This is a genomic window from Rugosimonospora africana (assembly GCF_016862975.1).
Lineage (GTDB): Bacteria > Actinomycetota > Actinomycetes > Mycobacteriales > Micromonosporaceae > Rugosimonospora > Rugosimonospora africana.
Map to the genome: position 1 here is coordinate 65,118 of NZ_BONZ01000061.1, position 17,563 is coordinate 82,680.

Sequence of the window (17,563 nt, forward strand, 5' to 3'; positions counted from 1 at the left end):
ACGTGAACGGCCGCGAACGTGAACGGCACGGCTCGCGGCGGCCGTACTCAGCGGGTGAGCAGCCGGGCCTGGCGCGGGATGTCGCCGAACCTGCCGGCGTGAAAGTCCGCGAACGCCTGCTGGATCTGCGCCTTGCTGTTCATCACGAACGGGCCGCCCGCGACGACCGGCTCGCCCAGTGGCCGACCCGCGTACAGCATCAGCCGGGTGCGCTCGTCCCCGGCCGGCGTGGCCAACGCGAGCGAGGTGGCGTCCGGGTTCACGGCGACCGGATCCGAACAGACGGCCGGATCCGACCACGCGACCGGATCCGACCAGGCGATCTGGCCGGCTTTCAGGTGCCGACCGGCGACGGTGACCCGGCCGGACAGCACGTAGCAGAAGGCGCGGTGGTCGGCCGGCAGCAGCTGCGCGTACCGGGTGGCCGGGTCGAGGGTGAGCAGTAGGCCGAGGATCGGCCAGTGGTTGGCCGCCGGGCCGGTGACGCCCTCCGACCGTCCCGAGACCACCGCGACGCTCACTCCGCCCGCGGTGTGCGCGGCGTGACTGGTAGCGCGCAGATCCTGGTACCGGGTCGGGACGAACTTGCGGTCGGCGGGCAGGTTGACCCACAGCTGGAGGGTGTGCGCGTGCTCGTCGCGGAAGGCCAGTTCCCGGTGGATGATGCCGCTGCCCGCGGTCATCCACTGCACGTCTCCCGGTTCCAGAGTCCCGGCGTTGCCCAGGCTGTCGCCGTGCTCCAGTACCCCGTCGAGGACCAGGGTCACCGTCTCCACTCCGCGGTGCGGGTGCCACTGGAAGCCGGGCGAGGAGAACCGGTCCTCACTGAGGACCAGGAACGGGTCGGTGAGAGCGGTGCTGTCCGGGGAGATGATGACGGCCTTCGCGTCCACCTGGGCGTCCGGCCCGAGGACCGTCTTGGTGTGCACTCGATCCACCCGGCGCGGTCGCGGGGCTTTCGAGTCGGCCATCGGTGGACCTCCCTGGTCCGGTGCACGCGCAGTGGTCGGCGGCAGGTCTACTATGCCCGACGCCCGCCGCCGCCGTGGGCCGCGACCGGTCAGGGTCGCGCGGCACCAGACGCGCCGAGCCAGACGCGCCGGGCCAGACGCGCCGGGCCAGACGCGCCGGGCCAGACTTGCCCCATGACTTCTCGCTTCACTGGAAGGGTGGCGTTGGTGACCGGTGCGAGCCGGGGCATCGGCCTGGCCGTCGCACGGCGCATCGTGGCGGAGGGCGGCCGGGTCTGCCTGACCGCCCGCAAGGAAGACGGCCTGCGCGACGCGGTGGCATCGCTCGGGCCGGAGTACGCCATCGGCGTCGCCGGGCGGTCCGACGACGAGGAGCACCGGTCGTCGACGGTGGCGCGGGTACTGGACGCGTACGGGCGGCTCGACGTGCTGGTCAACAACACCGGGATCAACCCGGCCTACGGTCCCCTGCTCGACCTCGACCTCGGTGCTGCCCGCAAGACGCTGGAGGTCAACGTGGTCGCCGCCCTGGGTTGGGTCCGGGAGGCGTACCGCGGGTGGCTGGGCGCCCACGGCGGCGCGGTGGTCAACGTCGCCTCGGTCGCGGGGCTGCGCCCGGCGGGCGGCATCGGGCTCTACGGCGTCAGCAAGGCGGCGCTCATTCAGCTCACCGCGCAGCTCGCCATGGAGCTGGGGCCGGCGGTACGGGTGAACGCGGTGGCGCCCGCGGTGGTCAAGACCCGATTCGCCACGGCGCTCTACGAGGGGCGGGAGGAGGAGGTCGCCCAGGCGTACCCGCTGCGCCGCCTCGGCGTACCGGCGGATGTCGCCTCCGCCGTCGCCTACCTGGCCTCCGACGACGCCGAGTGGGTGACCGGCCAGACGCTGGCGATCGACGGCGGCATCACCCTCACCGGCGGGGTGTGACCGGCACGGCGACGTGAGCGAACCGGGCGCGCGTGAGTAATCACGTTCTGTATTCATCCGCCCACGTCCCGTTATCCTGGTGCTCCGGGGGGCCGGCCTATCGGCGGTGACAGATGTACGGCGCAGACTTCCTACCGGTCCTCTCAGACACCAAGCCCGAACCGATCCCCCGCCGGCACATGCTGTACGGCTGGGTGGTGCGCATCGACGAGGCGTACGGCCGGGACGTGCGGGTCAGCCCGCACCTCGTGGCCGGCGTCGTGGGCGCCACGGCGGTCGCCCGAACCGCGAGCCGGCTGCTGGCCGCCGTGGTCCGGGCGCCGGTCAAGGCGGGTCCCGTCCGCAAGTGGAAGGACCTGCGAAAGGGGCCCGAGTTTCAGGTCACCCAGGTCTGGCTCACCGACGTCGACGGCGTGATCGAGCCGTTCGAGATTCACGGGCACCTGTCCCAGGGCGCGGTCGTGCAGCGCGACCGGGTACGGGTGGCGGTGCGCCGGCAACGGGACCCGTACCAGCCGCCGCGCGCGGTGGAGATCGAGAACCTGTCGACCGGCCGTACCCTCAAGCCACGCGGCGCCACAGTGTGGTCGCACCTGGGTCCGGCACTGCTCCTTCAGGCGATGGTCGGTCTCACCGTGGCCGCGGTGGTGCTCGCCGGTGTGCTCGGGGCGCACCGCTGACGGTCACGACTGCGGGTCGGCGAAGTCCTCGTCCCGGTACTCGCCGTCCGGCCGAGCCTGCGGGTCGGCGTGCTTGACGGTCTCGCTGGCCCGCAGCTCCACCCGCCGGATCTTCCCGGAGATGGTCTTCGGCAACTCGGCGAACTCCAGGCGCCGTACCCGCTTGAACGGCGAAAGGTTCGCCCGGCAGTGCGCGAAGATCGCGGCAGCGGTCTCCGCCGACGATTCCCAGCCCGTGGCCAGCACCACGTACGCCTTGGGCACGGCCAGCCGAACCGGGTCCGGCGACGGCACCACCGCCGCCTCGGCCACCGCCTCGTGCTCGATCAGCACGCTCTCCAGCTCGAACGGTGAGATCCGGTAGTCCGACGCCTTGAACACGTCGTCGGCCCGTCCCACGTAGGTCAGGTAGCCCTCGGTGTCCCGGGACGCCATGTCACCGGTGTGGTAGAAGCCGTCGGCCATCGCCTCCGTGGTCCGCGCCGGGTCGCCGTGGTAGCCGGCCATCAACCCGAGCGGGCGGTCCGACAGGTCCAGGCAGATCTCGCCCTCGTCGGTCACCTCGCCGGTGGCCGGGTCGACCAGCGCCACCCGGTATCCGGGGGTGGCCCGGCCCATCGACCCCGGCTTGACCACCTGCCCCGGCGTGTTGGCCACCTGCACGGTCGTCTCGGTCTGCCCGAAACCGTCGCGGATGGTCACTCCCCACGCCTTGCGGATCTGGTCGATGACCTCGGGGTTCAGCGGCTCCCCGGCACCGACGACCTTCTCCGGCGGGGTGCGCAGCTGGCCGAGGTCGGCTTGGATGAGCATCCGCCACACGGTCGGTGGGGCGCAGAAGCTGGTCACCCGGCAGCGGTCCATCTCGCGCATGAGCCGGGTCGCGTCGAAGCGGGCGTAGTTGTAGATGAACACGCACGCCTGCGCGTTCCACGGCGCGAACACGTTGCTCCAGGCGTGCTTCGCCCAGCCCGGTGACGAGATGTTCAGGTGGACGTCACCGGGGCGCAAGCCGATCCAGTACATGGTGGACAGGTGCCCGACCGGGTACGACGCGTGGGTGTGCTCGACCAGCTTCGGCAGCGCGGTGGTGCCGGACGTGAAGTACAGCAGCAGCGTGTCGGAGGCCCGGGTGGGCCCGTCCGGGGTGAACTCGCCCGGTGCGCCGTACGCGTCCGCGTAGTCCGACCAGCCCGGCACCGGGGCGCCGACCACGGTACGCGTGTAGTCCCCGGGTACCTCGTCGAACTTGGCGGCGTCCGCGGAGCCGACCACCACGTGCCGCGCGCCGCCGCGCTGCACCCGGTCGCGCAGGTCGGCCGGGCCGAGCAACGGGGTGGCCGGGATCAGCACCGCGCCCAGCTTCATCGCGGCGAGGATGGTCTCCCACAGCTCCACCTGGTTGCCCAGCATCAGCACCAGCCGGTCGCCGCGGTGCACGCCCAAGCCGCGCAGCCAGTTCGCCACCTGGTTGGAACGGTGCGACAGCTGGGCGAAGGACAGCTTCGTCTCGCTGCCGTCCTGCTCGACGATCCACAGGGCCGGCCGGTCGTTGCCCTCGGCCACCACGTCGAACCAGTCGAGCGCCCAGTTGAACTCGGTCAGCTCGGGCCAGTCGAACTCACGGTATGCCGTCTCGTAGTCTTCCGCGTGCGCGAGCAGGAAGTCACGCGCCGCGCGAAAGGTCGCGGTGCCAACGGTCTCCGCCATGCCGCCTCCCCGTGCCCGATGGGCTGGATGCCGACGATCTCGCTGGAAACAATAGGGTGCGACGGCAACCGGGGGCTAGATCGCGCGACGGGCTTACTCGCGCGACGGGCTTACTCGCGCGAGGTGAAACGCGCCCGGTCGAAGTCCGCGTAGGCCCCGTCCCCGCCCAGGTCCTGCACCCAGAGCCCGACGAAGGCACCGGTGAAGCCCCACGCCTCCGGCTCGCCGGGGACGATCTGCGCGGCGTGCTCGTCGGACAGGATCGTCGCGTCCAACTCGACCGGCAGGCCCTGCCATCCGCCGCCGGTGTCGTAGCCGAACCGGACCATCGGGCCGTCGAACTCCACCCGCAGTCCGAGCCGGTCGACGCCGGTGACGTCGACCCGGGCCTCCCGGTGGGCGATGCGGTGCCCACCGTCGCGGCTGAGCAGTTCGAGCACCCGCCGGCCGTCGTCGTCGAGGCTGACGTAGGCGTAGTGCCAGTTGCGGGTGTTGTAGTACGCGGTGATCCCGGCCAGCTGCCGGAAGTTCGCCGGCCGGAACTCCATGACCGTCTCCAGCGCACACTCCGGCGAGGTGACCCGCCGGGCCACGAGGCTGGGCGCGACCCGCCCGACCGGCGACTGCCCGCCGTGGATCCGCAGGTACCCGGGCCGGGCGGACAGCGACAGCCAGTCCTCACCGGCCGGTCGGCGCAGGGTGCTCCAGTGGACGCCGAGTCGCGGCGCGTCGAACTCGTCGACCTCCGGCTCTGCCGGCCACGGGTGCGGCGGCAGGTCGGGGCCGGGCACCTCCACCGCCGGTACGGCTCCGGCCACCCGGGGCCAGCCCTGCGGGGTCCAGTCGACCCGCTGGATCGCCGTCTCCCGGCCCAGTACGCAGTCGCCCAGCGGGGTGTACGGCCGCCCGACCAGATGAGCCAGATACCACTCCCCGGCCGGCGTGGCCACCAGCGCGCCGTGCCCGGCCTTCTGCAGCTCGAGATCCGGCCGGCCCCGGGAGGTCAGCAACGGCCCCTCCGGGTCGGGCTGGTACGGGCCGGTCAGCGTCCTCGACCGGGCAACCGTGACCTGGTGCTCCCAACTCGTGCCGCCCTCGGCGGTCACCAGGTAATACCAGCCCTGGCGCCGGTAGATCCGCGGCCCTTCTGTCATCCCGACCTCGGTGCCCGAGAACAGCGTCCGGACCGGGCCGACCACGCACATGGCGTCCCGGTCGAAGCGCTGCGCCTCGATGCCGGCGAACGGTTCCCGGCCCGGGCGCCAGTCGGCGCTCATCGACAGCAGCCAGCTGGTGCCGTCCTCGTCGTGGAACAGCGACGGGTCGAACCCGCGCCCGTGCAGCGGCGCCGGGTCGGACCACGGTCCATTGATGTCGGGCGCGCTGACCACGTAGTTGCGCGGATCCCAGTACCCGCTCTCGAAGCTGGCCACGTCCGTGAAGATGAGGTAGAACCGGCCGTCCACATAGGACAGGTCCGGCGCCCAGACACCACACGAGTCGCCCGCGCCACGCAGGTCGAGCAGCCGCCGCTCGGTCAGGACGCCGCCCAGCGCCCGCCAGTGCACCAGATCCCGGGAGTGGTGCAGCCGCACCCCCGGGTACCACTCGAACGTCGAGGTGGCGAGGTAGTAGTCCTCGCCCACCCGCAGGATCGACGGATCCGGGTGAAATCCGGGCAACACAGGGTTGTGAATGAGCGGGACGGCGGTGGTTGTGCCGGTGGTCGCGGCGGTGGTTGTGCCGGCGGTCGCGCGACCACCGGTGACGGCGAGGCCGGAGGTGTCGCCGTCGAGGGGGCGTCCTGCGGCGGTCATCCGACCGCCACCGGCGCCGGGGTCCGAGGTGCCGCGATCAAGCGGGCGCTCTGCGGTCATGGCATCCCTTCAGTCGCACGCGCCGCGCCGTTCTCGCGCGCCGAGGTCGGCGGGCCCGACCTTTCGATGACCCTTCCGATAAGTTTCGGTTGCCGGACCATAATTCGACCGATGTTTCCGCGTCAATAGGCGGGGACCGAGGGCTTTCGAATGCCGAAACTTTCGGAGTAAACTCCGCCCATGTCACGAAACCGGACCACCATGTCCGAGATCGCGGCGGCCGCCGGTGTCTCCGTCCCCACTGTGTCCAAAGTGGTCAACGGACGGCCGGATGTGGCCGCCGGCACCCGGGAGAAGGTGGAGGCGCTGCTGCGCCAGCGCGGGTACCAGCCGCGCCGGGCCCGGCCCGAGCACCGGATCGGGCTGATCGACCTGGTCTTCGTCGACCTCGGCAGCCCGTGGGCGATGGAGATCCTGGCTGGCGTCGAGGAGGTCACCCACCGGGCCGGCACGGGCGTCGTCGTCTCGGCGGTGCACGGCCGCCACCGCACCCGGCCCGACCGGCGCTGGCTGGAGAATCTCGCCGCCCGGCGGTCCGACGGCGTGCTGCTGATCCTCTCCCAGCTCTCCCCCGGCCAGCAGGCGCAGCTCGACGACCTGGGCATCCCGGTGGTGATCGTCGATCCGGCCGGGCAGCCGGCCCCGAAGGTACCGTCGGTGGGCGCGACCAACTGGGCCGGCGGCCTCACCGCCACCCAGCACCTGATCGGCCTCGGCCACGAGCGCATCGCGGTCATCGGCGGCCCGCCCGACGTGCTGTGCAGCCGGGCGCGGATGGACGGATACCGGGCCGCGATGAGCGGCGCCGGGCTCAAGGTGCGGCCCGGCTACGTGCGCTCCGGCGACTTCCTCAGCCCGACCGGATACCAGCAGACCACCGCTCTGCTCGACCTGCCGACCCCGCCGACCGCGCTGTTCGTCTGCGCGGACCAGATGGCGCTGGGCGCCTACGAGGCCCTGTACGAGCGCGGCCTGCGGGTGCCCGACGACATGAGTGTGGTCGGATTCGACGATCTCGACGAGGCGCGCTGGGCGATCCCGCCGCTGACCACGATCCGGCAACCGCTGACCGAGATGGCCGGCATGGGCGCGCGCATGCTGCTCAGCCTGATCGACGGCGAGGAGTTGGAGACGCCCCGGGTGGAGCTGGCCACACCGCTGGTGGTCCGGGCGAGCACCGCGCCGCCGGCCGCCGTTCATCAGGCTTGAGACGACGGGCGGCCCGACCGGTCATCGCCGCTTGCTGCGGCGGATCTCCTGTACCCCGACGGTCACCGCGAGCAGCGCGGCGCCCGACGGCCCGGCGACCCACATCGGCCACGGGTAGATCGCCTCCCCGGTGCCGACCATGACCAGCAGCCACACCACCAGATTGATGGCGACCACGCCACCCCAGATCGTCCAGAGCACCATCAGCGCCGTCGGCATCCGCTTGTACGGCTTGCCGGACGGGCCCGGCGAGGTCGACGGGGTCGAGGGCTCCGGAGCGTGCTGCGGGGCCGGCGTCACCGCGGAGGCTGCCGCCGCCGCGGGCGACGGCAGGTCATCGAGCAGCGCGTTGAGTTCGGCGTAGGTGGTCGCCGCGTAGGCCAGCCGGAGCCGGTCGTCGTATTCGGCCAACCGCAGCCGGCCCTGGTCCAGCGCGATGCGCAGCCGGTCGGCGACCCACTGGCGGTCCTCGTCCGCCGCCCGCAACCGGTCCTCGTCGCGTGTGCGGTGACTCTCGCGTTCCTCGCCCTGCGCGGTCATCTCGGCCTTTCCCCCGGTGGTGTGCGACTGGTCTGGATCGTCGCGCGGCGCCAGACGCGCCGAGCCAGACTGGTGCTGCGCTGCCGCGCCTGGATGGTACCCAGTGCGCCACGGCGGCGTGGCCGCGCGCACATGTTACTCAGGATGGCGCCAGCCGTGGCCTCGTTCAAGCGGCCCGACTTCGCCGCCGGGCAGACGTGGCCCCGGGCCGTACCGGCGAGTAACCTTCTGCCCGTGGCCAACGTCAACTCACTCGCGGTCGGTGACCGAGCCCCGGATTTCACTCTCCCCACCCAGACCGGTGAGCAGGTGTCGCTGCACGACCTCCTTAAGGAACGGGTGGTCGTGCTCTACTTCTACCCGAAGGACGACACCCTCGGTTGCACCCGCGAGGCATGCGCGTTCCGGGACGCCTACGAGGTGTTCGTCGAGGCCGGTGCGCAGGTGGTCGGCATCAGCTCGGACTCGGTGGGCTCGCACGACCAGTTCGCCCGCAAGCACAACCTGCCGTTCGTCCTCGTCGCCGACGAGGGGGGCGAGGTCCGCCGGAGCTTCGGGGTGCGGTCGACCCTGGGCTTCCTGCCCGGCCGGGTCACCTACGTCATCGACCGGCAGGGGATCATCCGGTACGTATTCTCCTCGCAGACCCAGTTCAACAATCACGTCCAGGGCGCCCTGGCGGTGGTGCGGCAGCTGACCGGTATGCCGGCCTGACGCACCCGGCCCCGACACACCCGGCCCCGACACACCGGGCCGCGGCAGACCCCGCCGCGTCGACCCGTACCCGAGGAGAACGATGAGCCGAACCGCACTGATCACCGGAGGGGCCGGCGGCCTCGGCGCCGCGGTCACCAGCACCCTGCTGGCGGGCGGCTGGCGGGTGGTGGTGCCCCGGCGCGGCCGCGCCGAGCCGGACCGGCTCCCCGCCCACGAGGCGCTGACGCTGGTGGAGGCCGACCTGTTCGACCCCGACGCGGTACAGCGGTGCGTGGACGTCGCCGCGGGCGAGGCCGGCCGGCCGTTGCGCGCGGTCGTCAACCTGGTCGGCGGGTTCGCCATGGGCGGCAGGGTGCACGAGACGCCGGTCGAGGACTTCGAGGAGCAGCTGCGCCTCAACCTGCGCCCGACCTACCTGGTCTGCCAAGCGGCGCTGCCACACCTGGTGTCGGCCGGTGGCGGTGCCGTGGTCTGCGTGTCCAGCCAGGCGACGCGCGCCCCCTTCCCCGGCGCGGCCGGCTACCTGACCGCGAAGACGGCGGTACTCGGGCTCGTCGGCGCGCTGCACGCCGAGTACGCGCGGGACGGGGTGCGGGTCAACGCGATCCTGCCGGGCGTGATCGACACCCCGGGCAATCGCGCCAGCCAGCCGGACGCCGACCGGCGCTCCTGGACACCGGCTCAGGACGTCGCCGACACGGTGGCGTTCCTGTGCGGGGACCGGTCGTCGGCGGTACGGGGAGCGCACATCCGGGTGTGAGCGCCGGCCCGATGGTCACGGGCCGCGCCGAACAGTCCCAAGGAGGCGGTTGATGACCAGCGAGCCGTACGAGTTCCCGGTCGAGCGCGGGAAGATCCGCGAGTTCGCCCGGGCGACCCGGGCACGCCGGACCAGCTACTTCGACGACCCGGAGGCGGTGACTCCCCCGACGTTCCTGATGGCCTCGTCGTTCTGGGCCGGCCCGGGCGCCGCCCCGTTCCGGGACGAGTCGCGCGACTGGTCGCGGACGCTGCACGGGGAGCAGGAGTTCGTCTTCCCGGCCGGGCCGCCCCGCGCCGGTACCGTGCTGACCGCCACCCAACGCGTCGAGGACACCTACACCAAACAGGGCCGGCGCGGCGGCACGATGGAATTCACCGTGCTGCTGACCGAGTACCGGGACCAGGCCGGCACGCTGGTCGCGCAGGCGCGCAGCACGGTCATCGAGACCAGTCGGGCACCGGAGAAGGGGCCGGAGCCGCCAGGACCGGGGTCGTCAGGGGTTGAGCCGCCAGGGGCTGAGCAGTCAGGGGCGGAGTCGTGACCGCGCCGGCCGAGTTGAGCTGGGAGGCGCTCGCGGTCACCACCCCCCTGCCCGAGTTCGTGGACGAGCCGCTGACCCGTACCGACTTCGTGCGCTACCAGGGTGCCTCCGGCGACCTGAACCCGATCCACCACGACGAGCAGTACGCCCGCGCGGCCGGGTTCCCCGGGGTGTTCACGGTCGGCATGCTCCCTGCCGGGATCCTGGGCACCTACCTGGCGGACCTGTTCGGTCCGGAGTCCATCCGGCGGTTCAGGGTCCAGTTCCGGGAGCAGTCCTGGCCCGGCGACGTGCTCACGTACCGCGGCGTGGTGGTCGGTCGCGAGGAGCGCGACGGCGAGCGTCTGGTCACGCTGGAGCTCGAGGTGGTACGCCAGACCGGCGGCGTACACGCCAAGGGCTGGGCGACGGTCGCGTGCGGCGGGGCCGCATGAGCGGACCGCTGTCCGGGATCCGGGTGGTGGAACTCGCCGGGATCGGGCCGGGCCCGTTCACCGCGATGATGCTGGCCGACATGGGCGCCGACGTGATCCGGGTCGACCGGCCGGAGCAGGTGCGCCCGGAGCGCTTCGGCACCCCGCACCCGGACGTGCTGAACCGGGGCCGGCGCTCGATCGCGGTGGACCTCAAGCACCCGGTCGGCAGGGAGGTCGTCCTGGACCTGGTACGCCACGCCGACGCCCTGGTCGAAGGCTTCCGGCCGGGCGTCGCCGAGCGGCTGCGCCTCGGCCCGGACGACTGCCTCGCGGTCAATCCGCGGCTGGTGTACGGGCGGATGACGGGCTGGGGGCAGGACGGGCCGAACGCTGCGCATGCCGGCCACGACATCGACTACCTGGCGCTGACCGGCGCGCTGTACGGCATCGGTCGCGCCGGTACCCCGCCGGTACCGCCGCTGAACCTGGTCGGCGACTTCGGTGGCGGTGGCATGCTGCTCGCCTTCGGCGTGGTGTGCGCGCTGCTGTCGGTGCGCGCCGGCGGTGGCGGGCAGGTGATCGACGCGGCCATGGTGGACGGCGTGTCGCTGCTGTCCACCGCGATCCACGGGCTGCGCGGGCTGGGCATGTGGCGTGACGAGCGGGGCGCCAACCTGCTCGACGGCGGCGCTCCGTTCTACGACACGTACGAGTGCGCGGACGGCCGGTACCTGGCGGTCGGCGCCCTGGAGCCGCAGTTCTACGACGAACTGGTGCGGCTGACCGGCTTCGAAGAGCCGGACGGTGGCGACAACGGCGACGACGACAACGGCAACGGCCGGGCCGGCGACCGGTTCGATCCGGCCGGGTGGCCCGCGGCCCGCCGGGCGTGGGCTCGCCTGTTCCGGTCCCGTACCCGCGATGAATGGGCCGCGCTGCTGGAGCACAGCGACGCGTGCGTGGCCCCGGTGCTCGACTGGCGGGAGGCGCCGCGGCACCCGCACCTCGCGGCCCGCCGCACCTTCGTCGAGTACGCCGGCGTGACCCAGCCGGCCCCCGCGCCCCGGTTCAGCGCCACACCCGGTGCCATCCGCAGGCCGCCGCCGCAGCCCGGCGAGCACACCGACGAGGTCCTGCGTGAGCTGGGCCGCGACCCGGCGGCGTTGCGGGCGGACCGGGCAGTGGCCTGACGCCGCGCCCGCGCCCGCGCCCGCGCCGGGGATCCTATTGATCGGAACCGATGGAAAGGGTGATCTGCGTCCGGTTCTCCGCACCAGCGTGCCGGGATCCCTAAACTAACAGCGTCAGCTTTTGTACCAGCGGAAGGTCGCGATGCCCGTGGCGAGACCGCGGCAACCCGTGTTGAGCCGGCAGCGCATCGTCGAGGTCGCGACCGCGATCCTCGACAAGGAGGGGCTGGACGCCCTGTCCACCCGGAGGCTCGCCCAGGAACTGGGGGTGCGGGCTCCCTCGCTGTACAACCACTTCGCCACCAAGGACGCGATCCTGGACGCGGTGGCCGACGCGATCATCGCGCAGGTGGACCTGCGCATGTTCGGCAAGGGCGAGTGGGCCGTCGCGCTCACCGAGTGGGCGCGCACCTACCGGCGGGCGCTGGCGGCGCACCCGAACGCGGTGCCGTTCCTGGCGCACGGTCCGGCACTGCGCCCGGCGGCGCTGGCCCTCGCCGACGCGGTATACGGCGCCCTGGTCGAGGCCGGCTGGCCGCCCAGCTACGCCACCCGGATCGGTGCCGCGATGCGCTACTTCGTCGCCGGCTCCTCGCTCGGCTCGTTCGCCCTCGGGTTCCCCGACGACCCGTCGGTCTACGCGCAGCGCTACCCCAACCTGCGCGACGCGCACCGGCTGCGCGGGCGCCACCGGCAGGTCGACGACGGCGCGTTCGAGCTGGGCCTGGCCACCCTGGTGCGCGGCTTCGAGACGCTGTACGCGCAGGTCGTCGACGCACGGTGAACGGGGCCGGGGTGGTGCACCCCCGGCCCCGTTGCGCCGACCCGCCAACCGCGGTTCAGGACGGGATGCCGTCCTCCGGTGGTGCCGGCTGCGTGGAGCTGGTCTCGGTGACCGGCCCCGACCCGTCGTCGGTCGTGTAGAGCGGGCCGAACACCAGCTGCTTCCCGTCCTGGACCTTGCCCATCTGCAGGCCGCCGAAGCCGGAGTGGTCGGTCGCCGAGAAGCGCAGCGCGGACAGGCCGGGCCCGGAGAATCCGTTCTTCTCCACGGCGTCGACGATGCCCTGCCGGGTCAGGTCCTTGCCGGCCGCCTTGAGTGCCTGGACGAACAGGTACCCGACGGCGAAGCCGTACTCGACGTTGCCGTCGAACGCGGTGTTGTTGTTGTACTGCTGGTTCAACTTCATGAACAGGGACACCCACGGGTTGCTGGTGTCCATCGGCGCCGGCAGGTACGCGGTGCTCAGCACGCCTTCCAGCAGCGGCCCGGTGGCGTCCTTGAGCAGCCCGCCCAGGGTGGCGTAGTCGGCGCCGACGTTGGAGACCATCCACTGGGTACGGAAGCCGAGCTGCGCCGCCGCGCCGAGCGCCAGCGCACTGAACCCGGGCACGGTGAACGCGATGGTCACCTGGCAGCCCGCGGCCTTCAACGCGCCGATGGCCGGCCCGACGTTGGTGTTGGTCACGTCGTACGTCTCGCTGTGCGTGACGCCGGACGCACCCAGTACCGCCTGGACGCCCTTGAGACCGTCGGCCCCGAAGTCGTCGTTCTGGCCGAACGTGCAGACCTTCTTGCCGGCGAGGTTGGCCTTGATGTAGTTGGCGAAGATCTTCCCCTCGATGGTGTAGTCGGGGTTGTACCCGAAGGTGTACGGGTACTTCTTCGGCTGGTTCCAGCTCAGGCTGCCGGACGCCACGAACAGGTCGGGGACCTTGTTGGTGTTGAGGAAGTCCAGCACTCCGGTGTGCGTCGGAGTGCCCAGCCCGGACAGGATCGCGAACACCTTGTCCTGCAGGACCAGCTGACGCACGACCTGCTGGGTCGTGGCCGGGTTGTACCCGTCATCCATGATCTTGAAGGTGATCTTCCGGCCGTTGACGCCACCCTTGCTGTTGACGTAGTCGAAGTACGCCTTGGTGGCGGCCGATATCTTGCTGTAGCCGGCCGCGGCCGGCCCAGTCAGCGGGGTGTGGGTACCGACGATGATCTCGGTGGACGTGACGCCCGGAACGGACGCGCCGGACGTGCCCGAACTGCCACTGCACGCGGCCACGGCGCCCACCACGACCATCGCGGTGAGCACGGATACACCGCGTCGCACGATGTGGTACATGCTCCGGCCCCCTTCAGGGGTTGGGAATCGAGGTGCGCGACGCCGCGGGAGCGTGCGGCTGCGCATCGGGGGCGGATGGCTCCGCCCGGTACGCGGCGACGCGTTCACGCCGTCCGCGCACCCGTCGGCCCGCCCGGTTCAGCAGGCCCTGTATGCCGCCTGGGGCGGCGATCATCACTATGACGAGCAGAAGCCCGAAAATTGCCAGGGACAGGTTTCCGGCCAGCCGCTGCTGAGCAGCCGGCGAGTGGATGAGCGAGTTGGTCAGGTCGTCGGCCAGCCACGGCAGCAGGACCAGCAGGACGCTGCCCCACACCGCGCCGGTCAGGCTGCCCAGCCCGCCGACCACGACGGCGAGCAGCAGGTTGAGTGACAGCGTGAACGCGTACGCGCCCGGCGACACGCTCTGCGCCAGGACGGCGAGCATCCCGCCGCCCAGCCCGGCGCAGGCGGCGCTGACCACGAACGCGGTCACCTGGGTACCGGCGACGTTGATGCCGGCCAGCTTCGCGGCGATCTCGTCGTCGCGGACCGCCCGCATCGTGCGGCCGAACCTGCCGCTGGACAGGTTGCCCAGCGCCAGCATGGTGAGCAGCGCGGCGATCACGGCGAGCCAGGCTTGCCACCGTTCGAGCGGGAAGGTCTCGCCGAGCGAGGCCGGCGCGGGCAGCAGGTACACCGACAGGCCCTGGTCGCCGTGCAGGAGCGAGTGCCAGAGAGTACCGATCGACGGCACGGCGACCGCCACCACGAGGGTGAGCCCGGCCAGGTACGGGCCGCGCAGCCGGGCCGCCGCGACGCCGATGACCGCACCCGCGACCGAGGCCACGCAGATCGCGGCCACGAGCGAGCCGAGCAGCGCCCACTGGGTGGTCACGTTGTGCGCGCCGAACTGGTTCTGCACCAGGGCGACCGTGTAGCCGCCGACCGCCATCAGCGCGCCCTGTCCCAGCGACAGCTGCCCGCTCTGCCCGGCCAGCAGGGTGAGTCCTGCCGTGGCGCACAGGTACGCGGCCGCGGTGGCGAGCTGGTAGTCGCGGAACGGGTCGAGCGCGTAGGTCAGCCCGAACAGCAGGACGCCACAGGCCACCGTCACGACCAGGTGCCGCAGCAGGGTCGAACGGCTCATACCCGCCTCGCCGTACTCGCCGAGAACAGCCCGCCCGGCCGAGCCAGGAGCACCACGACGAGCAGCGCCAGCACGGCCAGGGGTGTGCTGGCGCTGTTGAGATAACCGCCCACATAGGACAGCACCAGGCCGACCACCAGACCGCCGACCACCGCGCCGATCGGGCTGTCCAGCCCGCCCACCACAGCCGCGGTGAACGACGAGACGAACACCAGGTCCATCGCGGTCGGGTGCAGCCCGAGCCCGGTCGGGATGATCAGCATGCCGGCCACCGCCCCGACCAGCGCGGCCAGCGCCCAGCCCAGGGTGAGCATCCGGCCGACGTTGACGCCGAGCAGCCGGGACACCTGCGGGGCGAAGGCGGCGGCACGCATCCGCAGGCCGGTCGCGGTACGGGTGAACAGCACCGCGAGGGCGAGCATGAGCACCAGCACGGTGCCGAACACGAACAGGTCGTACCGGGTCATCAGCGGCACCCCGTGCACCGTCATGGCGACCGTGCTGAACGGTGCCGGAAACGCCCGGTACTGGTTGCCGTAGATCATGCCGAGGATGCCCTGGGTCAGCAGTACCAGGCCGAGCGCCACGATGACGGCGTTGAGCGGCGGGGCGTGCTCGACCCGGCGCATCACCACCCGTTCCACGACCGCCCCGAGGACCAGCCCGCTGACCAGTGCCGCACCGAACCCGAGCCAGTAGGACCCGGTCGCGCCGGAGACGCTGTATGCCAGGTACGCGGACACCACCGCCAGCACGCCCTGGGCGAAGTTCACGACCCGGGTGGCACGGAAGATCAGCACCAGGGCCAGCGCGAACGCGGCATAGATCGCGCCGCGCGAGAGCCCGTAGACGGTGAGGAACACGAACCGATCCACTCGCGACCCCCTGGAGGTCTAGAAGCCTAGGTACGCATGCCGTAACGCGTCGTCGCCGACCAGCGCACCCGCGCTGTCGGCGGCCACCACCCGTCCCTGCGCCATCACCACGGCCGAGTCGGCCACCGACAACGCGCTGCGCACGTTCTGTTCGACGAGCAGGACGGTCAGCCCGCCGTCGTCGCGCAGGCGGCGCAGCAGAGCCATGATCTGTGCCACCACGAGGGGCGCCAGCCCCAGCGACGGCTCGTCGAGCAGCATGAGCCGCGGTTTCGCGACCAGCGCCCGGGCCAGCGCGAGCATCTGCCGCTCTCCCCCGGACAGTTGGTGCCCGGCGTGACGGCGGCGCGCGTACAGCGCCGGGAACAGCTCGTACGCCTCACGCAGCGGGCCGCGCAACGCCCGCCGGTCCGCGCGGAACAGCCCGCCGAGCCAGAGGTTTTCCTCGACGGTCAACTCGTCGATCACGCCCCGGCCCTCCGGCACATGAGCCAGGCCGCGCCGGATCAGCTGCTCGACCGGCAGCCCGCGCAGGTCCGAACCGTCGAGCAGGATCCGCCCGCGGTCCGGGCGCACCATGCCGGAGAGCGTGCGCAGCAGGGTGGTCTTCCCGGCGCCGTTCGCGCCGAGGACCGCGCAGATCGTGCCCTCCGGTACCGCCAGGTCGACGTCGTGCAGCACCGGCACCCCGCCGTACCCCGCGGTCAGTCCCTCGACCCGCAGCAGCGCTGTCATGCCGGACCGCCATCGGCTGCCCCGTCCCGCGGCTGGTCGCCCTCCGTGGCCGCGGAGCCGAGATACGCCTCAGCGACCGCCGGATCGTCCTTGATCTGCTCCGGCGTGCCGGTCGCGATGACCCGGCCGAAGTCGAGCACCACGACCTGCTGGCAGACCTCCATCACCAGGTCCATGTGGTGCTCGACCAGCATGACCGTGGCGCCGCCGCCGCGCCGGCGAGGCAGCGAGCGGATCAGCGCGGCCAACTCCTCGATGTCGTCGCTGCCCAGGCCGCCGGCCGGCTCGTCGAGCAACAGCAACCGGGGCTGCGCCACCAGTGCCCTGGCCAGCGCGACCTTCTTGCGTACCGGATAGGGCAGGTCGTCCGGCTTGCGGCCGGCATATTCCGCGATCTTGAATTCGTCCAGCCGGGCCATGGCCGTGCCGCGCAGCTCGCGCTCGGCACGGTCGGAGCGGGGCAACGCGATCAGCGAGGAGCCGAAGCCGATCTTCTTGCGGTCGCCGGCCCCGGCCATCACGTTTTCCAGGACGGTCAGCCCGGGGAACAGCCCGATGCCCTGGAGTGTGCGGGCGATGCCGAGCCGCACCAGCCGGTGTGGCCGTGGCCGCAGCTCCCGGCCCTCCCAGCTGATCGTGCCGGCATCGGGTCGGACAAAACCGCAGATAACGTTGAAAAGAGTGGTCTTCCCGGCACCGTTGGGACCGATGATCCCGACCGTGCCGCCCTCGGGCACCTGCAACGACACGTCGTCGAGCGCGGTCAGGCCGCCGAAGCGCACGCTGATCCCGCGCAGGGCCAGCGCGGGATCCGGCGCCGTTTCCGGACGCTGTGTCCCCTGTGCCTGAGCCATATCCACATCAGCCTCGATCCGGCGATGATGCACGGGTTGGCGGTGTTGACCCACAAACTAACAGTGGTAGTTAATGTGCGCCAGACCCCCGGCACGCCTGGGGTCTGGGCTCGTCGGGCTCGCGGGAGGGCCGGTCATGCGGCTCCGGAAGAACACCGCCGCCAGGCCCGCCCGGTTTGTGGGTGGGCCGGTCAAGCGGCTCGAGACGAACACCGCCGCCAGGCCCGCCCGGTTCGCGGGCAGGCCGGTCAAGCGGCCGGAAAGCGTCCGACGGCCGGAGTGGGAAACGCCCTCCAGTGAACTCGCCGGCCT

At 71.9% G+C, this 17,563-nt stretch carries 18 protein-coding genes; 9 read left to right on the top strand and 9 right to left on the bottom strand.

What is annotated here, in order from left to right:
• Positions 1-47: 47 nt before the first annotated feature.
• The gene (locus tag Raf01_RS30350) at positions 48-971 is read right to left on the bottom strand and encodes a pirin family protein (RefSeq protein ID WP_203921474.1); all 924 of its coding nucleotides are present in this window, start codon (positions 969-971) and stop codon (positions 48-50) included.
• A 174-nt stretch (positions 972-1,145) separates the two neighbouring features.
• On the opposite strand from Raf01_RS30350, the gene Raf01_RS30355 reads away from it, so the two are divergent.
• On the top strand, positions 1,146-1,898 hold the full coding sequence (locus Raf01_RS30355) for an SDR family oxidoreductase (protein ID WP_203921475.1): 753 nt from the start codon (positions 1,146-1,148) through the stop codon (positions 1,896-1,898).
• A 113-nt stretch (positions 1,899-2,011) separates the two neighbouring features.
• On the top strand, positions 2,012-2,578 hold the full coding sequence (locus tag Raf01_RS30360) for a hypothetical protein (protein ID WP_239134056.1): 567 nt from the start codon (positions 2,012-2,014) through the stop codon (positions 2,576-2,578).
• Positions 2,579-2,581: 3 nt separating this feature from the next.
• Here the strand turns inward: Raf01_RS30360 and Raf01_RS30365 are convergent, their stop codons facing one another.
• Positions 2,582-4,288 carry an AMP-binding protein gene (locus Raf01_RS30365; protein ID WP_203921476.1) on the bottom strand — a complete coding sequence of 569 codons (1,707 nt, stop codon included), beginning with the start codon at positions 4,286-4,288 and terminating at the stop codon, positions 2,582-2,584.
• Between the two features lie 110 nt (positions 4,289-4,398).
• Positions 4,399-6,105 (bottom strand): glycoside hydrolase family 43 protein, encoded by a 1,707-nt coding sequence (locus Raf01_RS30370; RefSeq protein WP_203921477.1) that lies wholly within the window; start codon positions 6,103-6,105, stop codon positions 4,399-4,401.
• 240 nt (positions 6,106-6,345) lie between these two features.
• On the opposite strand from Raf01_RS30370, the gene Raf01_RS30375 reads away from it, so the two are divergent.
• Entirely contained in the window at positions 6,346-7,374 is a 1,029-nt protein-coding gene (locus Raf01_RS30375; protein ID WP_203921478.1) for a LacI family DNA-binding transcriptional regulator, read from the top strand.
• A gap of 21 nt (positions 7,375-7,395) precedes the next feature.
• Here Raf01_RS30375 and Raf01_RS30380 read toward each other — a convergent pair whose 3' ends face one another.
• Positions 7,396-7,914: a DUF1707 SHOCT-like domain-containing protein gene (locus Raf01_RS30380; RefSeq protein ID WP_203921479.1), complete on the bottom strand. Its 519-nt coding sequence runs from the start codon at positions 7,912-7,914 to the stop codon at positions 7,396-7,398.
• Between the two features lie 144 nt (positions 7,915-8,058).
• Here Raf01_RS30380 and Raf01_RS30385 point away from each other — a divergent pair, with 144 nt between their 5' ends.
• The 6 genes from Raf01_RS30385 (at position 8,059) to Raf01_RS30410 (ending at position 12,325) form a co-directional block, all read left to right on the top strand.
• Positions 8,059-8,628, top strand: a complete 570-nt coding sequence (locus Raf01_RS30385; protein ID WP_203921480.1) for a peroxiredoxin — start codon at positions 8,059-8,061, stop codon at positions 8,626-8,628.
• An 82-nt stretch (positions 8,629-8,710) separates the two neighbouring features.
• Entirely contained in the window at positions 8,711-9,391 is a 681-nt protein-coding gene (locus Raf01_RS30390; RefSeq protein WP_203921481.1) for an SDR family NAD(P)-dependent oxidoreductase, read from the top strand.
• Between the two features lie 52 nt (positions 9,392-9,443).
• Positions 9,444-9,935 carry an FAS1-like dehydratase domain-containing protein gene (locus tag Raf01_RS30395; protein ID WP_203921482.1) on the top strand — a complete coding sequence of 164 codons (492 nt, stop codon included), beginning with the start codon at positions 9,444-9,446 and terminating at the stop codon, positions 9,933-9,935.
• A complete protein-coding gene (locus Raf01_RS30400; protein ID WP_203921483.1) occupies positions 9,932-10,369 on the top strand; it encodes a MaoC/PaaZ C-terminal domain-containing protein in 438 nt (145 codons plus the stop codon). Before Raf01_RS30395 ends, Raf01_RS30400 begins: the two co-directional genes overlap by 4 nt.
• Positions 10,366-11,541 (top strand): CaiB/BaiF CoA transferase family protein, encoded by a 1,176-nt coding sequence (locus tag Raf01_RS30405; protein ID WP_203921484.1) that lies wholly within the window; start codon positions 10,366-10,368, stop codon positions 11,539-11,541. The genes Raf01_RS30400 and Raf01_RS30405 overlap by 4 nt, the downstream gene beginning before the upstream one ends.
• 148 nt (positions 11,542-11,689) lie before the next feature.
• The gene (locus Raf01_RS30410) at positions 11,690-12,325 is read left to right on the top strand and encodes a TetR/AcrR family transcriptional regulator (RefSeq protein WP_203921534.1); all 636 of its coding nucleotides are present in this window, start codon (positions 11,690-11,692) and stop codon (positions 12,323-12,325) included.
• Between the two features lie 55 nt (positions 12,326-12,380).
• On the opposite strand, the gene Raf01_RS30415 is transcribed toward Raf01_RS30410, so the two are convergent.
• Genes Raf01_RS30415 through Raf01_RS30435 form a run of 5 tightly spaced genes read right to left on the bottom strand, consistent with a single transcriptional unit; the run spans position 12,381 to position 17,251 of the window.
• Positions 12,381-13,658: an ABC transporter substrate-binding protein gene (locus tag Raf01_RS30415; RefSeq protein WP_203921485.1), complete on the bottom strand. Its 1,278-nt coding sequence runs from the start codon at positions 13,656-13,658 to the stop codon at positions 12,381-12,383.
• Between the two features lie 13 nt (positions 13,659-13,671).
• Entirely contained in the window at positions 13,672-14,787 is a 1,116-nt protein-coding gene (locus tag Raf01_RS30420) for a branched-chain amino acid ABC transporter permease (protein WP_203921486.1), read from the bottom strand.
• Positions 14,784-15,662 carry a branched-chain amino acid ABC transporter permease gene (locus Raf01_RS30425; RefSeq protein ID WP_203921487.1) on the bottom strand — a complete coding sequence of 293 codons (879 nt, stop codon included), beginning with the start codon at positions 15,660-15,662 and terminating at the stop codon, positions 14,784-14,786. Before Raf01_RS30425 ends, Raf01_RS30420 begins: the two co-directional genes overlap by 4 nt.
• A gap of 18 nt (positions 15,663-15,680) precedes the next feature.
• The gene (locus Raf01_RS30430) at positions 15,681-16,397 is read right to left on the bottom strand and encodes an ABC transporter ATP-binding protein (RefSeq protein WP_203921488.1); all 717 of its coding nucleotides are present in this window, start codon (positions 16,395-16,397) and stop codon (positions 15,681-15,683) included.
• Entirely contained in the window at positions 16,394-17,251 is an 858-nt protein-coding gene (locus Raf01_RS30435) for an ABC transporter ATP-binding protein (protein WP_203921489.1), read from the bottom strand. The genes Raf01_RS30430 and Raf01_RS30435 overlap by 4 nt, the downstream gene beginning before the upstream one ends.
• Positions 17,252-17,563 lie beyond the last annotated feature (312 nt).